Annotated in this window: 20 protein-coding genes; 14 read left to right on the top strand and 6 right to left on the bottom strand. The window is 48.9% G+C overall.

The annotated features are described in order from the left end of the window. Positions 1-13: 13 nt before the first annotated feature. From HV832_RS10535 to HV832_RS10515, 5 genes are all read right to left on the bottom strand, one after another. Positions 14-1,240 carry a class I SAM-dependent methyltransferase gene (locus HV832_RS10535; RefSeq protein WP_176803790.1) on the bottom strand — a complete coding sequence of 409 codons (1,227 nt, stop codon included), beginning with the start codon at positions 1,238-1,240 and terminating at the stop codon, positions 14-16. After that, a complete protein-coding gene (locus HV832_RS10530; RefSeq protein WP_317889314.1) occupies positions 1,237-1,803 on the bottom strand; it encodes a dTDP-4-dehydrorhamnose 3,5-epimerase family protein in 567 nt (188 codons plus the stop codon). Before HV832_RS10530 ends, HV832_RS10535 begins: the two co-directional genes overlap by 4 nt. A gap of 133 nt (positions 1,804-1,936) precedes the next feature. Next, positions 1,937-3,034, bottom strand: coding sequence for a CDP-glucose 4,6-dehydratase (rfbG, locus tag HV832_RS10525; RefSeq protein WP_223827250.1), 1,098 nt, complete (start codon positions 3,032-3,034; stop codon positions 1,937-1,939). Next, positions 2,998-3,768 (bottom strand): glucose-1-phosphate cytidylyltransferase, encoded by a 771-nt coding sequence (rfbF, locus tag HV832_RS10520; RefSeq protein WP_176803789.1) that lies wholly within the window; start codon positions 3,766-3,768, stop codon positions 2,998-3,000. The genes rfbG and rfbF overlap by 37 nt, the downstream gene beginning before the upstream one ends. Next, positions 3,765-5,963 carry an O-linked N-acetylglucosamine transferase, SPINDLY family protein gene (locus tag HV832_RS10515; protein ID WP_176803788.1) on the bottom strand — a complete coding sequence of 733 codons (2,199 nt, stop codon included), beginning with the start codon at positions 5,961-5,963 and terminating at the stop codon, positions 3,765-3,767. The genes rfbF and HV832_RS10515 overlap by 4 nt, the downstream gene beginning before the upstream one ends. Before the next feature lie 309 nt (positions 5,964-6,272). Between HV832_RS10515 and HV832_RS10510 the strand changes: the two genes are divergently transcribed. From HV832_RS10510 to HV832_RS10475, 8 genes are all read left to right on the top strand, one after another. Further along, positions 6,273-7,724: a flagellin N-terminal helical domain-containing protein gene (locus HV832_RS10510; RefSeq protein WP_176803787.1), complete on the top strand. Its 1,452-nt coding sequence runs from the start codon at positions 6,273-6,275 to the stop codon at positions 7,722-7,724. A 78-nt stretch (positions 7,725-7,802) separates the two neighbouring features. Next, positions 7,803-8,174 carry a flagellar protein FlaG gene (locus HV832_RS10505; RefSeq protein ID WP_176803786.1) on the top strand — a complete coding sequence of 124 codons (372 nt, stop codon included), beginning with the start codon at positions 7,803-7,805 and terminating at the stop codon, positions 8,172-8,174. A gap of 101 nt (positions 8,175-8,275) precedes the next feature. Further along, entirely contained in the window at positions 8,276-10,291 is a 2,016-nt protein-coding gene (gene fliD, locus HV832_RS10500) for a flagellar filament capping protein FliD (RefSeq protein ID WP_176803785.1), read from the top strand. A 20-nt stretch (positions 10,292-10,311) separates the two neighbouring features. Further along, on the top strand, positions 10,312-10,779 hold the full coding sequence (gene fliS, locus HV832_RS10495; RefSeq protein ID WP_176803784.1) for a flagellar export chaperone FliS: 468 nt from the start codon (positions 10,312-10,314) through the stop codon (positions 10,777-10,779). A gap of 3 nt (positions 10,780-10,782) precedes the next feature. Further along, a complete protein-coding gene (locus HV832_RS10490) occupies positions 10,783-11,118 on the top strand; it encodes a flagellar protein FliT (protein WP_223827249.1) in 336 nt (111 codons plus the stop codon). Positions 11,119-11,123: 5 nt separating this feature from the next. Continuing rightward, positions 11,124-12,245 (top strand): flagellar hook-length control protein FliK, encoded by a 1,122-nt coding sequence (gene fliK / locus HV832_RS10485; protein ID WP_176803783.1) that lies wholly within the window; start codon positions 11,124-11,126, stop codon positions 12,243-12,245. Next, complete coding sequence (locus tag HV832_RS10480) at positions 12,242-12,568, top strand: EscU/YscU/HrcU family type III secretion system export apparatus switch protein (protein WP_176803782.1); 327 nt, start codon at positions 12,242-12,244, stop codon at positions 12,566-12,568. The genes fliK and HV832_RS10480 overlap by 4 nt, the downstream gene beginning before the upstream one ends. A gap of 15 nt (positions 12,569-12,583) precedes the next feature. Continuing rightward, entirely contained in the window at positions 12,584-13,342 is a 759-nt protein-coding gene (locus tag HV832_RS10475; RefSeq protein WP_176803781.1) for a flagellar brake protein, read from the top strand. Between the two features lie 26 nt (positions 13,343-13,368). On the opposite strand, the gene fliE is transcribed toward HV832_RS10475, so the two are convergent. Then, positions 13,369-13,731, bottom strand: coding sequence for a flagellar hook-basal body complex protein FliE (fliE, locus tag HV832_RS10470; protein ID WP_176803780.1), 363 nt, complete (start codon positions 13,729-13,731; stop codon positions 13,369-13,371). Positions 13,732-13,937: 206 nt separating this feature from the next. On the opposite strand from fliE, the gene fliF reads away from it, so the two are divergent. From fliF to HV832_RS17310, 6 genes are read left to right on the top strand one after another with little or no spacing between them, the layout of a single operon-like run. Then, entirely contained in the window at positions 13,938-15,635 is a 1,698-nt protein-coding gene (fliF, locus tag HV832_RS10465) for a flagellar basal-body MS-ring/collar protein FliF (RefSeq protein WP_176803779.1), read from the top strand. After that, positions 15,628-16,623 (top strand): flagellar motor switch protein FliG, encoded by a 996-nt coding sequence (gene fliG / locus HV832_RS10460; protein WP_176803778.1) that lies wholly within the window; start codon positions 15,628-15,630, stop codon positions 16,621-16,623. The genes fliF and fliG overlap by 8 nt, the downstream gene beginning before the upstream one ends. Further along, positions 16,616-17,296: a flagellar assembly protein FliH gene (locus tag HV832_RS10455; RefSeq protein WP_176803777.1), complete on the top strand. Its 681-nt coding sequence runs from the start codon at positions 16,616-16,618 to the stop codon at positions 17,294-17,296. The genes fliG and HV832_RS10455 overlap by 8 nt, the downstream gene beginning before the upstream one ends. A gap of 8 nt (positions 17,297-17,304) precedes the next feature. Beyond that, positions 17,305-18,693, top strand: a complete 1,389-nt coding sequence (fliI, locus tag HV832_RS10450) for a flagellar protein export ATPase FliI (protein ID WP_176803776.1) — start codon at positions 17,305-17,307, stop codon at positions 18,691-18,693. 31 nt (positions 18,694-18,724) lie between these two features. Beyond that, on the top strand, positions 18,725-19,171 hold the full coding sequence (fliJ, locus tag HV832_RS10445; RefSeq protein ID WP_176803775.1) for a flagellar export protein FliJ: 447 nt from the start codon (positions 18,725-18,727) through the stop codon (positions 19,169-19,171). A gap of 39 nt (positions 19,172-19,210) precedes the next feature. Further along, positions 19,211-20,581 (top strand): flagellar hook-length control protein FliK, encoded by a 1,371-nt coding sequence (locus tag HV832_RS17310; RefSeq protein WP_223827248.1) that lies wholly within the window; start codon positions 19,211-19,213, stop codon positions 20,579-20,581. Positions 20,582-20,761: the final 180 nt, after the last annotated feature.

The following is a 20,761-nucleotide window of genomic DNA, read 5'->3' as shown; positions in this document are numbered from 1 at the left end:
AACATCCACACATTTATAACAACCGCATTTCCGGTATGGCCACCCCAAAGCGCCCGCCCCAGCTGCTGATCTCTTGCAAGTCATGCCGGATTTCAGCTTCCAGATTCCACGGCAGGATCAGCACCACATCTGGCTGTTCACGTATCAGATGTGCCAGGCTGACGATAGGAATCCTGCTGCCGGGCATATACTTACCCTGTTTATGCGGGTTGATATCCACCACATAAGGAAGCAGGTCTGGCCGGATACCCGCAAAATTCAGAAAGGTATTGCCTTTCGCCGCGGCACCGTAGGCGGCGACTTTACGTCCCTCGCGCCGGCATTGAAGCAAAAACTCCAGCAAGGCGAATTTAGCCTGCTCGGCCGCCGCCTGCGCCCTGATATAAAACGCTGTAGTAGTGACTCCGGCATCCTGTTCACGGATCAGCATCCGGGCGACAGCTTCTGTGACGGGGTGATTTCCGGTATCACTGCGTTGCGCCAGCACCCGCAGACTGCCGCCATGTGTTGGCCATTCCTCGACATCAAACACCTGCAGCCCCTGCCCTGCAAAAATATGCCGAACGGCATGCAGCGACAGATACGAATAATGCTCGTGATAGGCTGTATCAAACTGGTTTTGCTGAACCATATTCAGTAAATGCGGAAATTCAAAACTGGCAACGCCGTGGGGCTTCAGAATAGTCCGGAATCCCGATACAAAATCATTAATATCCGGCACATGCGCCAGCACATTGTTGGCAACCGTCAGATCAGCTGTCAGGCCTTGCCCTGCCAGAGTCTGCGCCAGAGTTTGCCCAAAAAATTCCTCATGAATCGTGAGCCCAATGTCTCGTGCAGCTGCTGCGGTGCTGGCGGTCGGTTCAACGCCGTAACAGGGAATACCAGCCTGCTGCACATATTGCAGCAGATAACCATCATTGGCAGCAACTTCCAATACCCTGCTTCCGGAATTCAGATGGAATCTTGTCTGCATGTCCTGCACAAAGCGCCGGGCATGGGTCAGCCAGCTGGATGAGCAGGAACTGAAATACGCATAATCGGCGTCAAATAAATTTTCCCTGCCTGTAAAATCCAGCGTCTGTACCAGCCAGCAATGCTGGCAAACCATCAATTTCAACGGCAGCCAGATTTCTGCCTGCTGCAATGCTTCAGGACGCAAATAGGCATTCGATGGCGGTGCGCTGCCCAGATCAAGAAAACCGGTCGTTAATGGCTGCTGACAATGGCGACACTTCATACACTGACTCCTGCAAAATCATCCGGCAACCATGCCGTTGCGGCATCTTTTTCCGACTGGACGGTAAACGGCAGCGGCCAGGTGATCGCCAGACGCGGATCGAGGACATGTATTCCGAATTCACTCTGAGACACATAAGGCTGGCTGTGGCAGTACAGCATTTCCACATCGTCTGTCAGACTTTGAAATCCATGTGCGAAACCAGCCGGAATCAGATACGAACAGGCCTGCTCTGCGATCAGATGCACAGCATGCCACTGCAAAAATGTCGGCGACCCTGCCCGCATGTCAACTGCCACATCCCAGACTTCACCACGCAGACAGGTAATCAGCTTATCCTCGGCATGAGGCGCCCTCTGCATGTGCAAACCGCGGACACTGCCCCGTTCACGGGTCAGTGTATGGTTGATCTGGGCGACAGGCTGATTCCAGCCAAATATCTGCAGATCTTCCGCACAAAACAGGCGTTGCAAAAAGCCGCGGCTGTCCCCGAGCAGCTGACGCTGTATCAGGTGCAGCCCTTTCATCGGTGTTTCAATCAGTTCAAAGCGTTCTGTCATCATCCTCTCTCGCCCTGACACTTGGAAAAAAATATCCGTTGAAATCAGATACTCCCCCCGCAGAACAGGATAATTTCTCTATCGACCAGATAAATCAAGAGCTAAAAAATATACTCTCCCGGAGTATTCTTTGGCATCAATTTGCCTCATAGGCTTCCAGATCACGTGCACATAGTACGGCAGCGGGGATACCCTGCTCAAAATCACGATACCAGCGCATGCTCCGGGCTATCGATTCCTGCAAACTCCAGCGTTCGTAAATCTGCAATTCTTCCCTGGCCTTACGAACATCCAGCGCCAGCAGGCCTGATTCATGTGGTCCTTCTTCCCGGGTGGCAAATTCGGTACGCCCACGGCCATACGCCTGTGTGGCGAACTGAATCACCTCGCGCACAGTGGCAGCACCATCCGGTCCAAAATTCCAGGCGCAGGCATAACCAGGGTTTTGCGGAAGCAATTCCGCCAGGCACAAATACGCCGACAGCGGCTCCAACACATGCTGCCACGGACGCACCGCATCCGGCCGGCGGATATGCAGCAATCTATCCTGCTGCCAGGCACGCACCGCATCCGGCAACAGCCGGTCGCATGACCAGTCCCCACCGCCAATCACGTTTCCGGCACGCGCAACCGCCAGCGCAATGCCCTGTTCGCGTAAAAATGCGTCGCGGTAACTCGCAATCACCATTTCAGAAGCAGCTTTGCTGGCGCTGTAAGGATCATAGCCCCCCAGTTCTGCCGTTTCCGGGTAAGGTGCCATGTGCTCCAGATTTTTATACACTTTATCAGTGGTAATCAGCACAGCCGCACGTATCGACGCCACACCGCGCATCGCTTCCAGTAAATTCGCGGTACCCATCACATTCGTCGCAAAAGTCTCCAGCGGATGCGCATATCCCGGACGCACCAAGGCCTGTGCCGCCAGATGAAATACCACTTCCGGCTGAATCCGCTGCAACTCCTGTTTCAATAGTCCGGCATTCCGGATATCCAGATACCGGCTGTCAATCTGCGTCGCCAGCCCCAAAGCTTCCGACAAATTAGGTTGCCCCTCTGGCGGCAACGCAATTCCGGAGACGTGTGTCCCCATTTTTTGCAACCAATAGGCAAGCCATGCACCTTTGAAGCCGGTATGTCCGGTCAGCAGCACCCGCCGTCCCCGCCAGTGAGCCGGGTCTGGTCGACGCGGTACAGACCTCACCATTTTTTCCATGGTGCTTTTCCGCTCTGCCATAAATCTTCCAGCAGATTTTTTTCACGCAGAGTATCCATCGGCTGCCAGAATCCGCTGTGTTCATACGCCATCAGCTGCCCTTGTCCGGCAAGAGCATTGAGTGGTTCAGCCTCCCAGCTGATGCTGTCATTTTCAATGCGGTTCAGTACTTTCGGTGACAAAACAAAATAGCCGCCATTAATCCAGCCGCCGTCACCGCGCGGTTTCTCAATAAATCCGGCAACCTGGTTTCCGTCACGTTCGAGCGCACCATAGCGGCCTGGCGGCAAGACGGCAGTCACCGTAGCGTCCTTGCCATGCTGACGATGAAAGGCAATAGAGGCGGCGATATCCACATCAGACACACCATCGCCATAGGTGAAACAAAAGGCGTCGTCATTTTCAATATAGCGGGATACGCGCTTCAGGCGACCGCCCGTCATGGTGTCCTCGCCGGTATCGACCAGTGTGACCTTCCACGGCTCTGCGTGGCGCTCATGCACTTCCATGCGGTTATGCTGCATATCGAACGTCACATCCGACATGTGCAGAAAATAGTTGGCGAAATACTCCTTGATCATATAGCCCTTATAACCGCAGCAGATCACAAATTCATTCACGCCATGTGCAGAATAAGACTTCATGATGTGCCACAGAATCGGGTGCCCGCCGATTTCTATCATTGGTTTGGGGCGCAAATGGGTTTCTTCAGAAATGCGCGTTCCCAGACCGCCAGCCAGAATCACTGCCTTCATGCCTGCTGTCCTTTGCAATAGATTTCCCACATCTGGCGATAGGCAGCCTCGACCGAACGTGCGAAAGCAGGTTCATTCATCACCTGAGATTGCTCCAGTTCCTGCCTGAGGTTTTGGCGGATATGTTTCAAGCCGGGCAGGTCATGCGCCAGAATAACGCATTTCTGCGCGTATTCTTCCTCACTGTCAGCGATCCATTCCGGATGGCCAGCACCAGTCAGAATGGATGCCCCCAGTCTGCCGACAGAAGGTCTTCCTGCTAACGTAATAAAAGGAACGCCCATGTAGAGAGACTCAATCAGCGTCATGCCTGAGTTATGTGGAAAACAGTCCAGACTGATGTCAATATTACGCAGCACATCCCATGGCGGAGTATGAAAACCAATATCAAGCCTCTCCCTCTGAATCCCATATGCTGCAAAGCGAGCCGCCATTTCCTCGCAGATCTGAGGATCTTTAAAGTCACCGCTGTCAATAATCAGTCTGGCAGTTGGCATCGCATCCAGAATTGCAGCCCAAATCCGGATCACCTTATGGTTAATCCGGATCGACCGGGATAAGCACCCAAAGGTCACATACCCGTTACGCTCAGCCGGCAACTGACCAGCATCCCCCATAGAATGGACCCCAAAAGGGCGATATACAAAAAATGGCCCATCTAAAGGCCACAGCTTTTCGGAAAATAAATGTGCACAATCCTCCGTTATTCCAGCATGGTCAGTCAGATAGTAGTCAATGGCAGTCAAGCCTGTGGTGTACCCGAAATCAAGCCAATGCAGAGAAACCGGCGCAGGCTTACGAGCCATAACGGGCAACCGGTTGTCACTCGTATGCCCGGCAACATCGATCAAAACATCGATACCATCAGCCCGTATCCGCTCAGCCATCTCATCATCACTCATGGCATTTGTGACAACCCAGTGATCCACCGCGTTTCGGTACAAGCCAGTGTACTCATCCTCCCTGACTGAATTCGAATAGGCATAAATTTCTACATTGTCATGATTGTGACTTTCTATGAGTGGCAATAGAAAATGCTTACACACATGATTATAAAAAGACTGGCTGACGTAACCGACTTTCAGTTTTCTGGTCAAAGATGGATCGTTCAAAAAAGGACGCCAATGATCCTTGTAAGGCAGTCCATTTTTGACGTTGTAGTCCTGATACACGCTATAAATCAGCTCTGCACTCAGATCAGGCTGGTAATTCAGACAAAACAACAGACTTGTGTAAACAGCTGAATTAAACGACGTATTTCTCAGATTCTGGTAAGACAAAGCACGGATGTATGCCTGAATGGCTTCATCGATACGACTGGCATCTCTCAGGGCGTTACCATATACCAGCCAGACCTCCTGAATATCGGGATGCTGATTCAATGTATTTTCACATGCGGCAATTGCATCCTGTAACTGTCCCAACAAACGAAACGCCTCTGCCCGGTTTGCATAAACCGGCAGCAATTGCGGGTTTAAATTCAATGCACGGTCATAACAGTCAATCGCATCCCGATATCGTTGCACCTGCGAATAAGCCACGCCCAGATTGGCAATTAATTCTGCATAATCAGGTGCGATTTTTAAGGCATGTTCATAAATTTTAATGGCATCCGACGCACGCCCTACATATCGGTAAGCATTCCCAAGGTTATTACATGCCGGCACCAGATCAGGCTGAATCTTCAGCGCCCGCTCAAGATAATCAATTGCCGCACCATAGCAGGACATGGAAATCAGGACATTACCAAGATTAGACATCACATGCTTATTATTAGGCATCATTGCCAATGCCCGCTCCAGTGCCTGCCGCGCCTCGTCAAACCTGCCCAACTCAATATAGCTAATCCCCAGCAGATTCCACGCTTGCCCATCCGCCGAACGACTTTGCGTCAACCAGGAAGCGGCTTCTGACATCACCTGGAATTGGCGCTGCTGATGCAAATAATTGATCGTTTCATGATAGGCCGTTTTGAATTCATTCTGATATGGTGCAAGCTTTAACATTCTCTGACCATAATCAATGGCATCCTGCGCATTTCCTTGCAAGAGAGCTATTTTTTGCATGACAAAAAATAAATCGGGCTTATTTTGTGAATGCAACAAGCGCTCCCCCAAAGACTTTGCAGCATCCAGATTTCCGGCATTCAGCAGCGCCAGAACATCTTTCACACCCTTGATTTGCCCTGCATTCATCTTTGCCATCATGCATCCCTTGCAAAAAAATATTCACTCAGCCTCATTCTAATAGGCAATAAGTAAAGTCAAGCATTAAAAAAAGCCATAAAAATGCCCTAAATCACCCCTCAAGTTTTTAAAAAACACGCCGATGAGCGGAATAGCATTCAAAACTTGAGGAAAATATTTAATATTTATTTGCGGCAATTTCCTAAAAGTTTTTCCGAGACGTCCGTTACCCAAAACAACGGCGGTGCAACAGTCATCAAGACAGACCAAAGTTTGAGGCTCAAACGCCGAATTGAATAACTCTGAAGGAGAATTAACATGGCTTCATATATTAATACCAATATTTCATCCCTGAATGCTCAGCGCAATCTGAACATGTCTCAGGCTTCTTTGCAGACTTCGATGCAGCGCTTGTCCTCCGGTCTGCGTATCAACAGTGCAAAAGACGATTCCGCAGGTCTGGCAATTTCTCAACGTATGACTTCGCAGATCGGTGGTCTGGATCAGGCAGTCCGTAATGCCAACGACGGTATCTCGCTGGCGCAGACAGCTGAAGGTGCATTGTCTCAGGTCACTACCAACTTGCAACGTATCCGCACCCTGGCCGTGCAATCCGCCAACGCCAGTAACAGCGCCTCTGATCGTGCCGCGCTGAACAACGAAGCCAATCAGCTGGTTTCTGAAATTAACCGTGTCGCCAGCTCCACTAACTTTAACGGCGTGAATCTGCTGGATGGTTCCTTTACTGCCCAGGCATTCCAGGTTGGCGCAAACAGCACCTCCAACGACAGCATTTCCATCAGCAGCATTGCCAGCGCCAAAGCGAGTTCTCTGGGTGTTGGTTCCAGCTCAAGCTATTCCACCACCATTAATGGCGCAACGATTACCAGTGGTGCAGCACTGACAGCCGGTGGCCTGACCATCAATGGCTTCAGCGTCGGCGCATCTGCTGGTCTCGATGGCGTATCCAACACCAGTGCGGACGGTAGCGCGATCGCCAAAGCTGCTGCGATCAATGCAATTAGTGGCTCTACTGGCGTGACAGCCAGCGTCAATGCCTCCACGCTGACTAATACTGCAGGTTCGACTGCAGGTTCTACCACATTCACGCTGAATGGCGTTTCCATCACAACAACAGTAACCGGCAACTCCGCGGTTGCTGCGACGGAACTGTCTGCAGCAATCAACGCCGTCAGTAGTCAGACTGGCGTGACAGCCACAGCGAATGCCTCCACAGGCACTTACTCCCTGACAGCAGCTGACGGTCGCAATATCACTCTGGGCGCAGCAAGCGGCGCCGCCTCATCAACAACAGGTATTACAGCAGCGACAACATTCGGTTCGATCAGTCTGAGTTCGACCAGTACCAATGGCATCACCCTCGGTGGTACTCAGGCAACAGCGGCCATCATTGGTGCAGCAGCAGGCTATACTTCAGCAACAGCAACTGTCGGCGCAGGGGTATCCTCCCTGAACCTGAGTACGGCGGCAGGTGCCCAGGCGGCGCTTTCAACGATTGATGCGGCGATCCAGCAGATCTCCACATCACGTGCATCTCTGGGTGCGTATCAGAACCGTTTCTCTTCTGCAGTCGTCAGCCTGCAAACTACCTCTGAAAACCTGACTGCTTCCCGCAGCCGTATTCAGGATGCAGACTTCGCGGCAGAAACAGCAAACATGACCCGTTCACAGGTCTTGCAACAGGCTGGTACAGCAATTCTGGCGCAGGCTAACTCGGCACCAAACGGCGTTCTGGCGCTGTTGCGTTAATCACTGGGCATTTAACCCAATGATGTAAAAATCCCCCGGTCATGTTGACCGGGGGCTATTCATTCAAGGGTATAGATCATGGATATCCGACAAATTGGAAGCGCACCTTCTGCGCAGCCATTCTCAGACAGAATCAGTCACACTGATACTGTCCCCTCTGAAAATCTGACAACACCCCAAAGCAGTGGACTAATCACGCCAGTTACTTCTGCCAGCAAAACAACAGATACAAATGCCGTCGATAAGGCTGTGGCGGATATCAATAAAGTGATTCAGTCTTTATCGCAAAATTTACAATTCAGCGTCGACAAAGATAGCAAGCGCGTAGTTGTAAAAGTGATTGATCAGCAAACCAATCAGGTGTTACGGCAAATTCCGAGTGAAGAAGCGCTTGAAATATCAAAATCTCTGGATAAATTACAAGGATTACTGATCAGACAGCAAGTCTGATCAGTTCAGATTTTTTATAAATAGCCTATAAAAACCCTTCTGATAGCCGAATTAAAATCAACTTTGGTTTGCTACAGTAACGGTTATGAAAGGAGAATGTAGTGGCTACCATACAATCAGCCGGTATCGGTTCTGGCTTGGATGTGAATAGTATTGTCAGCAAGCTCATGGCAATTGAAAGTCAGCCATTGCTGGACATTGCAAAAAAACAAGCCAGTTACCAGGCGAATCTGACTGCATTTGGCAGCCTGTCCGGTGCGTTGAGCGCATTACAGACCTCCCTTTCGGGACTCAACAGTCTTTCGACCTACAAAACACTGAATGCAACTTCGTCTGATACGACCGTCGCTACAGCGACTGGCAGCAGCATTGCAACGGCAGGCGCATACAGCCTGAATGTCACTCAGATCGCACAGGCACAAACCATTTCAAGCACTGGTCAGACCACTACGACCAATACAATTGGCACCGGTGCTGCAACCACCTTGAGCTTTCAGTTCGGAACGATTACAGGCACGGCAACCAATGGCACATATACGGGAGCAACGTTCCAGCAGGATGCGACTCAGGCCATAGGTACAGTCACCATTAATAGTTCTAATAATTCATTGCAAGGCATTCGTGATGCTATCAACAATGCAAATATTGGCGTTCAGGCATCGATCGTTGGCGATGGAAGTGCGACACCTTATCATCTGGTGCTGAACTCTGCCAAAACTGGCGTGACCTCCAGCATGAAAATCTCGGTGACAGGAGATGCCACGTTACAAAATTTATTGGGCTATGACCCGGCAGGTGTACAAAATCTAAAAGAAATCAAAATCGGGCAAAATGCCAACTTAACTTTGAATGGTCTGGCAGTGACCAGTACCAGCAATACGGTTTCAAATGCAATTCAGGGCGTTACCGTTAATTTATCTAAAATTGGTACTGCCAATATTACACTGGCAGCCAATACTGCTGCCGTACAAAGCGGAATTAATGGCTTCGTTACAGCATACAATAGCCTTAACACCACATTGTCAACTCTGACCGCATACAATCCGACAACGAAAGTTGGTGGACCGTTATTAGGTGACTCAACGACCCAGGGTATACAAAACCAGATCCGCAATGCCCTCTCCGGCGCAGTCAACGGTCTTGGCGGAGGGTTGATCAATCTTGAGCAAGTTGGCGTCACCTTCCAAAAAGACGGTACATTAAGCGTTGATTCCACTAAGCTGCAAAACGCATTGAATACTAATTTCGGAGATGTTGCCGGTCTTTTTGCAGCAGCAGGAAAGGCCACCGACAGTTTAGTCAGTTTTGTAGGCTCATCAACCAAAACAACCGCCGGAAACTATGCCGTCAACATTAGCCAGGTTGCAACCCACGGCTTACTAACCGGGAATCAGAATCTGAATGCTGCACCGGTAACAATCGCAGCAGGAACCAGTATCAACGTTACGCTGGATGGGACTACTGCCGCAGTTAACCTGACGGCCGGCACTTATACAGCATCCGCGTTGGCATCGTTAATTCAGTCATCCATCAACGGTAACACGACACTCTCCGGATTAGGTCTTTCTGTCACTGCATCGATTGATGCGAGCGGTTTTCTGAATTTGCAATCAGCGAGTTATGGTAGCAATTCAAGCGTCAGCATTGCAAATAATACCGGTACAACGGTGTCCAACTTTACAGGAACCGTGACCAGCGGGGTGAATGGCAAGAATGTCGCGGGAACGATCAACGGAGTCGGTGCCACAGGCAGTGGTCAGATTCTGACAGGTGCAACTGGCACCAGTGTTGAAGGTCTGCAAATTCTGGTAAATGGTGGTGCAGCAGGTGCAAGGGGAACCATCAATTTCTCCCAGGGCTATGCGTACAAACTGAACACGGCAATCACCGGTTTTTTGAGTACAACTGGCGCAATCAACAACGCGACTAATGGCATCAACAGCACTCTCAAAGATTTACAAAATCAAACAACGGTGATCAATCAACGTTTAGCAACAAAACAAGCTTTATATCAAAGGCAATTCTCTGCACTGGATACAGTGATTTCCAACCTGAACAGTACACAAAGTTTCCTCACACAACAAATCAATGTTCTCAATGGTCTGTCTAATAAATAAGAGAAAATAAAGGAATCGTTATGTTTGGCTCATCGCAATCCGGCGTCAATGCTTATCAGAAAATTGGGGTTGAAACCGGCGTCCTTGCAGCATCTCCGCATAAACTGATCGTGATGCTGTTTGAGGGTGCAATTGTCGCAATTGTAAATGCCCGTCAACAAATGGAAAATGGTGATATCCCCAACAAAGGACGTTCTATTTCAAAAGCCATTTCCATTATCGAAAACGGCTTGCGTGCCAGTCTGAACAAACAGGTCGGTGGTGAAATCGCCATCAATCTTGATAATCTTTATGAGTATATGAGTCGGCAACTTTTATTGGCCAACCTGAATAATGATGAAAATACTCTGGCAGATGTTCAAAAACTGTTGGCAGATTTAAAAGATGCTTGGGAAACTATCGCCCCACCACCTGTGATTGCACAAGAACCTCAAAAAACAGGTTACGACCAATTGCAACCACGACCAACTCACGCATTTGAGGCATGATCCATGATGGAAAATTTGGAAATTATTCACTTATATGAAAATGTCGCCGTCATTACAGATCAGATGTTGCAGGCAGCGCGTGAGCGGGACTGGGAATTGTTAACACAACTGGAAACCAGTTGTACGACAACCGTTCAAAAAATTCGTGATAGCGAACAGCCTGTGCCATTAACTGCGGAGCTGAAAGAACGTAAAATCAGCGTGATTAAAAAAATATTGGCCGATGACCGAGAAATCCGGGATATTACAGAGCCCTGGATGGCAGAACTCGCCGAGTTGATGAAAAATTCAAGCGTGACACAAAAGTTGAATCGTACTTACGGGGCCAGTCCGGCCTGAGATATATGCCCTACCGCCTCGATAATGCACTCAGGCCCAGTATCAATATCGAGGCACCGGCCGCTATACAGGGACTAGCTCCTATTAAACAGGAAGTTGCCTCAAAACTGGCGCAACTCGTGGTAGGACAACAATTGACCGGGAAAATTCTGTCTCAGGCGTCCCCAGGGACGTTCAATGTCAATCTTGATGGCGCTAATATTCAGCTAGCGCTTCCCGACGGACTCAAAGAAGGCGATCTGGTTCAATTACGGGTTCTCAGTAGTCAGCCGCAGCTGACGTTTTCTCTGGAGAGTCAAACCTTCCCATCGCCCCGACTGCCGATACCTGTAACGCTAAATACAGCGGAGAATGCATCCATACCAGACAAGCTGGACTCACCAATAAACATTCAGCCGGACAAGTCTCATCCATCCATCTTACCTACCGCTCAATTTGTGGCAGGCAGCAGCGTGATCACCCTCAGCGACATCAGCAAACTCATCAATCTGATTGATCAACAAAAAAATCCACTACTACAGCAAAATGGAATTATTGCAAAAACACCCGTATTAAATTCCCCGGATGATTTAAAGTCAGTCAGTAAAACAGCACATCTTTTGCAGCAGCAGATCACACATAGCGGTTTATTCTATGAATCCCACCTCAATGAATGGGTTGATGGGAAACGGAGTCTGAATGATCTCCAACTCGAGCCACAGTCCCAACTCAGCACTTTATCCGCAGAGCAAGCCAGTAATACCAATACGATCAGCAGCAATAAAGAATTGACGCAACTGATACAACAACAGCTGCACACATTGGAAAATCAGTCTGTTCAATGGCACGGGGAAATTTTTCCCGGACAAGTCATGGATTGGATTATAAAAAAAGACAATCAACATCCATCTCAATATGGGCACCAAGAACAGTCCATCCCTCAATGGAGCAGCGTCGTTCAGTTTAATCTGCCGACACTGGGAACAGTATCTGCAACGATTACACTCCGCGGGCAGCACATCAATTTTGCATTACAGGCAGAAAATCCTGAAACTGCACTTTTACTCACCCAGCAAACTAACAACCTGGCATCATCAATGAGCGTCGCAGGCGCCGTTGTTGATGGTATTCAGGTAAAACGATCATGAATACCCAACCCGATAAAAATGCCGTTGCGATTGCATATCAAAGTGGCGATAACGCACCCCGCGTCATTGCCAAGGGGAAAGGTTTGATCGCAGACGAAATCATCACACGGGCCAAAGAGCATGGCATTCATGTGCACGAATCCAGAGAACTCGTCTCTTTGTTGATGAAAGTTGATCTGGATACCCATATTCCACCCGCACTCTATCTCGCAGTTGCAGAACTACTCGCTTGGCTTTACCATATAGAAAATGAAAAGTCTGCAACAGATCGTAACCATTACCCTGCGCGTCAGACCTCATCCATGGGATATACCGGTAAATAAAAGTCAATTATTAACATGCAAGCAACTCCTACACTCGGTACAGAAAATCAAAGCCCATTTCAGGTTGACTCGCGCCGGGAAATTATCTCGTTGTTACGTGGATTAAAAGATCACAATCAGTTAATCAGTATGCTGATTCACGAAGGATCTGAAGTATTTATCACATCCATTCTGGAAGTGGATGAAGTCAATAATCTGGTCATTGTAGACAGTGCTCCCGGTTCACAGGCAAACCAGAAAATTATTGATGCACAGCGTGTATCTTTTGAAGGACTGCTGGACAAAATCGGTATTCAGTTCTCAACAACAGGAATTGAGCGTACCGATTTCGAAAACAGACCAGCTCTTCGGTTCCATATTCCTCCCAGCCTGATCCGTTTGCAACGCAGAGAATACTATCGCATCAATACCCCACTCTCGATACCAATTAAAGTAAGTTTTCCGGTCGATATCGATGCTGGCACAGAAACATTAAAACTAACGCTGGTAGACATCAGTTGCGGTGGCATCGCGGTACTGGACGAAAAAAAAATTCTCGACTGCAGTGTAGGAAAAACCTATGATCACTGCAAAGTAGACTTGCCGACCATTGGTCTGGTCGACGTTTCCTTGCAAATCAGAAATTTTCAGGAACTAGTTCTATTAAATGGTAAGGCCAACCGACGGGTAGGATGTCAATTTATTAATTTATCAAACTCAGTACTCGCAAGCATCCAGCGCTATATTATGAAACTGGAGCGTGAACGAAATTCGAAAATGACAGGAATACGATAGAAGCAGTAATAGCGCTACCTCGCTGCTCATATCTGCATATTCATAATATCGTGATAAGCAGACACCAGTTTATTCCTAACCTGAACCGCTGTCTGAAAAGAGATGTTCGCCTTTTGCATGGATATCATCACATCCGACAGGCTTACCTTGTCATCCCCCATCGCAAATTGCTGTCCTAACTGCTGTGAACTGATCTGCACCTGGTTCACCTGATCCAACGATGCTTTAAGAGCATCTGCAAAATCGATTTTTGATGGTGCCGCCGAGCCTATCTGTTCCGCCCCATCCGACACGCGTTTCAGTCCCGATCCTGTTTCCATCCTGGCAGCAGCGGCACTTAATTGCGCGACCATCGCGTCAATTCTGCTGCGATCTATTCCGTTAATCATTGATACTCCTTCGCCATGATTCATGTCATCACAATAGCACTACAGCAAACAGGCATTTCTCCGAGCAAAAGGGGAAAACTGTATTTACTCTCTGAATTGAATTTGCCAATAAAGTACAAAATAAGCATTAAGGAAAAAACCAACTCCATTCAGAAATAACACTATGCACTCATTTTATTTAGCAGTGACCTCAAACAGGGTGATTTATGGCAACAGCTGAAAACGTCATCACCGGAACGGAAGGTGCAGAGATTCCCAAACTGTTTGGCCTGCCACAAACACCTGGCATGCGGACAGCCATGCTCTCCGCTGGTGCGGCACTGATCGTTGCCATCATGGTAGGGATCTGGCTCTGGAGCCAGCAACCGGATTACAAAGTCCTGTTCTCTAATTTCAATGACCGTGATGGCGGTGCCATCGTTGCATCACTGCAGCAGATGAATGTACCTTACAAATATTCGGATACCGGCAATGCAATTCTGGTTCCGGCAAATCAGGTTCACGATGCGAGATTAAAGCTGGCAGCACAAGGATTACCTAAAGGCGGAAATGTCGGTTTTGAATTAATGGAAAACCAGAAATTGGGGATTTCTCAATTTCTTGAGCAGGTCAACTTTCAACGTGCGCTGGAAGGTGAACTGGCGCGCTCTATTCAGGCAGTTTCTGCAGTCCAGTCTGCCCGCGTACATCTGGCCATTCCTAAATCCTCCGTATTCATCCGGGAGCAGCAAAAACCGACTGCCTCAGTTTTATTGAATTTATATCCAGGCCGCATACTCGATACACAACAGGTCAACGCGATCCTGCATCTGGTTGCCAGCAGCGTTCCTGAACTGACCACAAAGAATGTCTCTATCGTTGACCAAAACGGCAATCTCTTATCAGAAACCAGCAAACAGGCTGGCAGCAATAATCTTGACCCATCGCAGTTGAAATACGTGCAGGATTTTCAGCAGAATATCGTCAAGCGCATTGAGTCGATTATTTCACCGATTGTCGGCTCCAATAATGTCCGGGCAGAAGCAACTGCCGATATTGATTTTTCCAGAAGTGAGCAGGCAGCAGAAAGCTATCGCCCCAATTCACCACCGGAAGCCTCGACGATACGCAGTCAGCAATCAAGCGAGAGCTACAATAAAAACAATGCCCAGTCCGGCATCCCCGGCTCACTGACGAATCAGCCCCCAGTTCCGGTAACTGCACCAATTGTTGCCAGCGGCGGTGCCACTTCCGCATCCGCAACGAATACCGGTCTGGTTCAAAAAGATTCCACCATCAACTATGAAGTGGACAAGACTATTCGTTATACCCAGCAAAATATGGGAGGTGTCAAACGTCTTTCTGTCGCCGTTGTTGTGAATTACAAAACTGAAACCGATAAATCCGGCAAAGTCACTACCCGTCCTCTGACGGATATTGAAAAAAATCAGATTGCCGATCTTGCCCGTGAGGCAATGGGATTCAACAAGGATCGCGGCGATACCCTGAACGTCGTCAACAGCCCCTTTGCTGGCCCGGAAAAAGAAACTATAGTGGAATTACCACTGTGGAAACAGCCGGAAACCATACAGCTGGCAAAAGAAATCGGTAAATATTTATTGGTTGCAGCAATTCTCGGATATCTGTTTTTTGGCTACCTTAAGCCCCTGTTATACAAAATCATGGGTAAAGATGCAGAGGCCGAAAAAGCGAAAGCTGAAGAAGCAGAAAAACTGGCCGCAGCAGAACGCGCGATGGAAGAGAAAGATGATGATGCCGCCATTGTGGAACTCTCCGGTGAGCATGAACCGCATGTCAGAAACGGTACCAGCTATGAAATGAATCTCGAAATGGCCAGAGATCTGGCAAAAGAAGATCCGAGAATCGTTGCGAACGTAATCAAAAAATGGATAAACAATGAGTGACGAAGGCATACAAAAGGCGGCGACCTTTATGTTGACGCTGGGAGAAGATGGCGCAGCTGAAGTCATGAAATTTCTCGGCCCGCGAGAGGTACAGAAAATCGGCGCAGCCATGGCAACGATCGGTGCCATTCCCCATGAAAAAATTGCGAAAGTACTGGAAGAATTTAAAGCTGAAGCCGATATCAATTCGTCGGTCGGACTCGACTCAGACGAATACATCCGCAACGTGTTGACTAAAGCTTTGGGTGACGATAAAGCATCCTCATTGTTGAATCGCATACTTGGCGGCAAGGATGCCAGTGGCATTGAAAGCCTCAAGTGGATGGACTCCCCTTCCGTTGCCGATTTGATTAAAAATGAACATCCACAGATTATTGCCACGATTCTGGTGCATCTTGAAAGCGATCAGGCATGCGAAATATTGAATAATTTCTCCGAACGTCTGCGCAACGATGTTGTTTTGCGTATAGCAACGCTGGATGGGATACAGCCGACGGCGCTCAGGGAATTAAACGACGTCCTGACAAAACTGCTGACCGGCAATGAAAGCCTGAAGAAAAAATCCATCGGCGGCGTCCGGGCTGCTGCTGAAATTCTGAACTTCATGAGCGGTGAAAACGAAGCGTCCGTCATGGATAATCTGCGTAAATATGATGGCGACATGGCAGAAAAAATCATGGATGAAATGTTCGTATTCGACAACATCATGGAAATTGACGACAAGGGCATTCAACTCTTACTACGGGAAGTACAGTCAGATTCACTGATTATTGCGCTTAAAGGTGCCAATCAGGACATGCGTGAAAAAATCTTCAAAAATATGTCGCAACGTGCTGCAGAGATGATGCGCGAAGATCTTGACTCCAAAGGCCCTGTCCGGCTATCGGAAGTGGAAGCGCAACAGAAACAGATTTTGATGATTGTGCGTCGCCTTGCCGATGAAGGACAAATCATGCTCGGCGCCAAAGGTGAAGATTCTTATGTCTGACGCCCTCCAGAAACGCGATGTATCCGCTTATCAGCGTTGGGAAATGGCCTCGTTTGGAGAAACACGTCCGAGTCGCCTCAAAGAAATGACACCACCGCCACCTGCACCAATTGTGGTACCCGTCATATCAGAAGCAGAAGCGCGCCAGATCAGGGAAAATGCACATCAGGAAGGATATGCCCAAGGTTATCAGGAAGCCTATGAGCGTGGCTTGCGGGAAGGCCAGGAGGCCGGTCTGACCGAAGTCCGGGAAAACATGCATCCGGACATTCAGAGTCTGCGTGAGCTCGCAGTCAATTTTTCCGCTGAAGTTCAGCATGCGGGAAAAAATACCGGCAAAGAATTGCTGGCCCTGGCGATCAATCTGGCAGAAAATATCATCAAGATAAAGATTGAAAATGATGAGTCTGTGATTCTCCCCATCGTGGAAGACGCTATCTCCCAGCTGACAACTGTTAGCTTGCCGGCGCAGATATTTTTACATCCGGCAGATGCCGCGATCATCAGAAACGCCATCGGAGAATCTCTGCAGGCGAATGGCTGGCGCATCACCGAAGATACCCAGTTGAAGCGCGGTGACTGCCGTTTAGAAACGGCTCAAAATATCATCGATGCCAGCGTAGAAACCCGTTGGTCCAAACTGATCTCCGCCATGCGGACAAGGACACTCTGAGAATGGGTATGGAATCAACACTCACGGAATCCTGGAAAACGCTGCTGACGGAAAGTAAAGAGCGCAGTCAGCATGCCGAGAGCGTGTCTACTGCTGGCCGTGTCACCAAGGTCACAGGTCTTGTCATGGAGGCCGTTGGTCTGCGCCTGCCAGTTGGCAGTGCCTGCTCGATTCATTTACAGAGCGGCGGAAAAATTGATGCAGAAGTGGTCGGTTTTGACGGAGAGCGCTTATTTCTGATGCCACACAGTGATCTGGAAGGCGTCACTCCGGGGGCTCCGGTATATCCTGCGGAAATGCCAATGCAAACTCCGTTACCAGGACAGCACCGCCGCCTGGCAGATCGCAGCCGCCGCCTGCCTGTCGGTTATCAGTTGCTGGGGCGTGTTTTAGACGGTAACGGCCGACCACTCGATACGTTGGGTGCCTTGCACACCGACGAATCTGCTTCGCTGGGTGCCCGCATCTACAATCCGCTCGAACGAGCACCAATCGTTGACACCCTGGATGTCGGCGTCCGGGCCATCAATAGCATGCTGAGTGTGGGTAGAGGACAACGTCTGGGACTATTTGCCGGCTCCGGCGTCGGTAAGAGCGTCCTGCTTGGAATGATGGCCAGATACACCACAGCAGAGATCATCGTTGTTGGTCTGATTGGCGAACGGGGCCGCGAGGTAAAAGAATTCATCGAGCAGATACTTGGACAGGTAGGGCTGGCCCGTTCTGTGGTGGTGGCAGCTCCTGCGGATTCCCCGCCACTGATGCGTTTGCAAGGGGCAGCCTACGCTACGACGATTGCAGAATATTTCCGGGATAAGGGACACAACGTACTGCTGATTATGGATTCGCTGACACGTTATGCGATGGCACAACGTGAAATTGCACTCGCAATCGGTGAGCCCCCGGCAACCAAAGGATATCCACCATCCGTATTTGCCAAATTACCCATTCTGGTCGAGCGTGCCGGTAACGGCAAAGAAGGTGGCGGCTCCATTACAGCCTTTTACACAGTATTAACAGAAGGCGACGACCAGCAGGATCCGATTGCGGATTCTGCCCGTGCTATTCTGGACGGTCACATCGTACTGAGCCGGGCGCTGGCAGAAAGCGGTCACTACCCGGCAATTGATATTGAGCAATCGATCAGCCGTGCAATGCACAGCATTACCACCCCGGAACATCAGCAACTCGCCAGAAAACTGAAACAACTTTATTCACGCTATGAACGCAGCCGTGACCTGATCAGTGTTGGTGCGTATGCTCCTGGCAGCGATCCTTTACTGGATGAGGCAATCCGCCTGCACCCTCAGATAATTTCATTTTTGCAACAAGATATTCTGCAAAAATGCACCATATCCGAGAGCTTGGCCGGACTTCGGGCTCTATTCCAGGTTTAGAAATGATCTGTCCCGACTATACTTGCTATAAATGGCTAAACATTCTGCAATCAGCACGCTCATCGAAATAGCGGAACGGGAAACCGACGATGCGGCAAAACGCCTAGGGAAAGCAATTAAGCATCATGAAGAAACCATCAGCAAATTAAATTTATTAATCCAGTACCGGGATGATTACGACGCAAAATTTCAGCAAGCGGCAAGAGCAGGAATCAGCGCAAGCCAGTACGCAAACTTTCTCGGTTTTTTAACCAAGCTGGATCACGCAGTCGATGGTCAGAAACAAGTCATCCGGGATGCGGAGCATAGAGTCAATGCAGCAAAAGCAGACTGGCAGGCATACGAGAAAAAGCGGCTTTCCTATAATACGCTCGATGAGCGGGCAAAAATTGCACAACAGCGCAAAGAGTTGAAATACGATCAAAAACAGACTGATGATTTTGCGGCACGCAACCATTTTTATAAATCACAGACATAGCATCTGATCACAGGATAAACGGAATAATCGGGATACTTTATGCAATCAGTTAATATCGTCAATGTGTCTTCATCCGTGAACAATCCAGGTCAGACAACAAAAAATAGTTCCGGCAATAATACTGACGGTGCATTTAACGTTTTGCTACAAAAAGAAATCTCCGGCAATCAGCCGGCGAACAACCTCCCTACACCGCCTGCAGCAAATCAGCCTGCAAAGAATACGTCGACAGAAGAAAAGAACGACTCCCTCCAGAAAGCCGATGCACCAGCTTCTCCGGTGACCAACTCGATCTCTGAAACCAATCAGGCTCAGGTAAAGAAAAAAACAAAAACGGATCAGGATGATGACAACAGTGCTGGCGGCGTTCAAAAAGATAGCAAGCCAGATCAGTTAATCCAGTTTTTCGGAGCACTATCTGCACTGCCAAAAGCAGATAATGCAAAAACCGTGACTGACAAAAAGCAAGTCAGTAACAACGTCGACGCCGCCGCCACCGGATCGATCGCCCCTCATTCCTTACCTCCGTCATCAGATGCAGGCGCACTCCAGGTTGCATCCCTTTTGCATTCTGATGCAATTACAACTGACCTGAAAAAAACATCCACAACCGATCATTTACCCCGTGAATTCGTGACTTCTGAGTCTGGTATTGAGAACATCAGGGAAAAAAAGGATATTGGTAAAAAAGACTTTGCAATTCAATCTGATGTCTCGCAATCCACTGTAACGACAGCTGATCCAAAACTTCAAAAAACCGAAACCAAGGGGGAACCGGCAATAGCCATCTCGCTCACCAAAGATAATGTCAATCTGAAGTCTGGCGACAGTGCTGTCAGTTTCGCAGACCACCTGACGCTCAAGCAGACTGAGGAAAAATCCAATACCGCAATCACCGCCCCCCTCTATCTGCAACAGACCAATGCCATTCAGACCGCAACTATGACAGGGATCGTTGGCAGTAACCAGATCACACCGAATCTGAATTCCCCATTGTGGGATAAAGCAGTTGGACAAAAAGTCATCTGGATGGTCGGCGAAAGCATGCAGTCGGCAGAGCTGACACTGAATCCACCTGACCTTGGACCACTCCAAATCGTCCTGAACGTAACCAATGACCAGGCAAATGCCACCTTCATTTCAGCACATCCTGATGTCAGAGATGCACTTGAGGCATCTCTGCCAAAATTGCAACAGATGATGAATGATGCCGGGGTGCAGCTTTCTAATTTTTCAGTCCAGTCCGGAGCCGCCAATCAGGATCAAACGGGCAGAGAATACCGGTCTCAGTCATCCCATCAGTCCAATGGGGCAGAACACAGGAATACGTCCGCAACTGACAATGAGACAATTCAAACCACTGCCATCAGAATGGTCACCCGCCTCGGCGAGGTTGACACTTTTGCTTAAAGTTTCAGACACTGGAAAAATCACTGTTCAAACAGGTAAAATGAGCGCAAGGCTAAATTTGCATGCGCTTGCAAATCAGTAGGTGTTTGAAGATAACGGCAACACAATTGAAAAGGTGAACCTGATTTCCCTCTCTTTTCCTCAGTTATCAATCGCTTGTTTCATGGATAATGTAGAAAA

Origin of the sequence: Cognatundibacterium oligocarboniphilum (genome assembly GCF_013377855.1) — a bacterium.
GTDB classification, from domain to species: Bacteria; Pseudomonadota; Gammaproteobacteria; order Burkholderiales; family Burkholderiaceae_D; genus Undibacterium; species Undibacterium oligocarboniphilum.
Note: the sequence above shows the minus strand (reverse complement) of the source record. Positions and strands in the feature narration are given on the sequence as shown.

What these genes read in the sequence shown, in the direction of transcription:
- fliS (WP_176803784.1), top strand. Translation starts at nt 10,312, where the DNA reads ATGTTTGGCTCATCGCAATCCGGCGTCAATGCTTATCAGAAAATTGGG.
- HV832_RS10455 (WP_176803777.1), top strand. Translation starts at nt 16,616, where the DNA reads ATGTCTGACGCCCTCCAGAAACGCGATGTATCCGCTTATCAGCGTTGG.
- HV832_RS10515 (WP_176803788.1), bottom strand. Translation starts at nt 5,963, where the DNA reads ATGAATGCAGGGCAAATCAAGGGTGTGAAAGATGTTCTGGCGCTGCTG.
- HV832_RS10490 (WP_223827249.1), top strand. Translation starts at nt 10,783, where the DNA reads ATGATGGAAAATTTGGAAATTATTCACTTATATGAAAATGTCGCCGTC.
- fliE (WP_176803780.1), bottom strand. Translation starts at nt 13,731, where the DNA reads ATGATTAACGGAATAGATCGCAGCAGAATTGACGCGATGGTCGCGCAA.
- HV832_RS10510 (WP_176803787.1), top strand. Translation starts at nt 6,273, where the DNA reads ATGGCTTCATATATTAATACCAATATTTCATCCCTGAATGCTCAGCGC.
- fliJ (WP_176803775.1), top strand. Translation starts at nt 18,725, where the DNA reads ATGGCTAAACATTCTGCAATCAGCACGCTCATCGAAATAGCGGAACGG.
- HV832_RS10535 (WP_176803790.1), bottom strand. Translation starts at nt 1,240, where the DNA reads ATGAAGTGTCGCCATTGTCAGCAGCCATTAACGACCGGTTTTCTTGAT.
- HV832_RS10480 (WP_176803782.1), top strand. Translation starts at nt 12,242, where the DNA reads ATGAATACCCAACCCGATAAAAATGCCGTTGCGATTGCATATCAAAGT.
- HV832_RS10505 (WP_176803786.1), top strand. Translation starts at nt 7,803, where the DNA reads ATGGATATCCGACAAATTGGAAGCGCACCTTCTGCGCAGCCATTCTCA.
- fliK (WP_176803783.1), top strand. Translation starts at nt 11,124, where the DNA reads ATGCCCTACCGCCTCGATAATGCACTCAGGCCCAGTATCAATATCGAG.
- fliI (WP_176803776.1), top strand. Translation starts at nt 17,305, where the DNA reads ATGGAATCAACACTCACGGAATCCTGGAAAACGCTGCTGACGGAAAGT.
- fliF (WP_176803779.1), top strand. Translation starts at nt 13,938, where the DNA reads ATGGCAACAGCTGAAAACGTCATCACCGGAACGGAAGGTGCAGAGATT.
- rfbF (WP_176803789.1), bottom strand. Translation starts at nt 3,768, where the DNA reads ATGAAGGCAGTGATTCTGGCTGGCGGTCTGGGAACGCGCATTTCTGAA.
- HV832_RS10475 (WP_176803781.1), top strand. Translation starts at nt 12,584, where the DNA reads ATGCAAGCAACTCCTACACTCGGTACAGAAAATCAAAGCCCATTTCAG.
- rfbG (WP_223827250.1), bottom strand. Translation starts at nt 3,034, where the DNA reads ATGGCAGAGCGGAAAAGCACCATGGAAAAAATGGTGAGGTCTGTACCG.
- HV832_RS17310 (WP_223827248.1), top strand. Translation starts at nt 19,211, where the DNA reads ATGCAATCAGTTAATATCGTCAATGTGTCTTCATCCGTGAACAATCCA.
- HV832_RS10530 (WP_317889314.1), bottom strand. Translation starts at nt 1,803, where the DNA reads ATGATGACAGAACGCTTTGAACTGATTGAAACACCGATGAAAGGGCTG.
- fliG (WP_176803778.1), top strand. Translation starts at nt 15,628, where the DNA reads ATGAGTGACGAAGGCATACAAAAGGCGGCGACCTTTATGTTGACGCTG.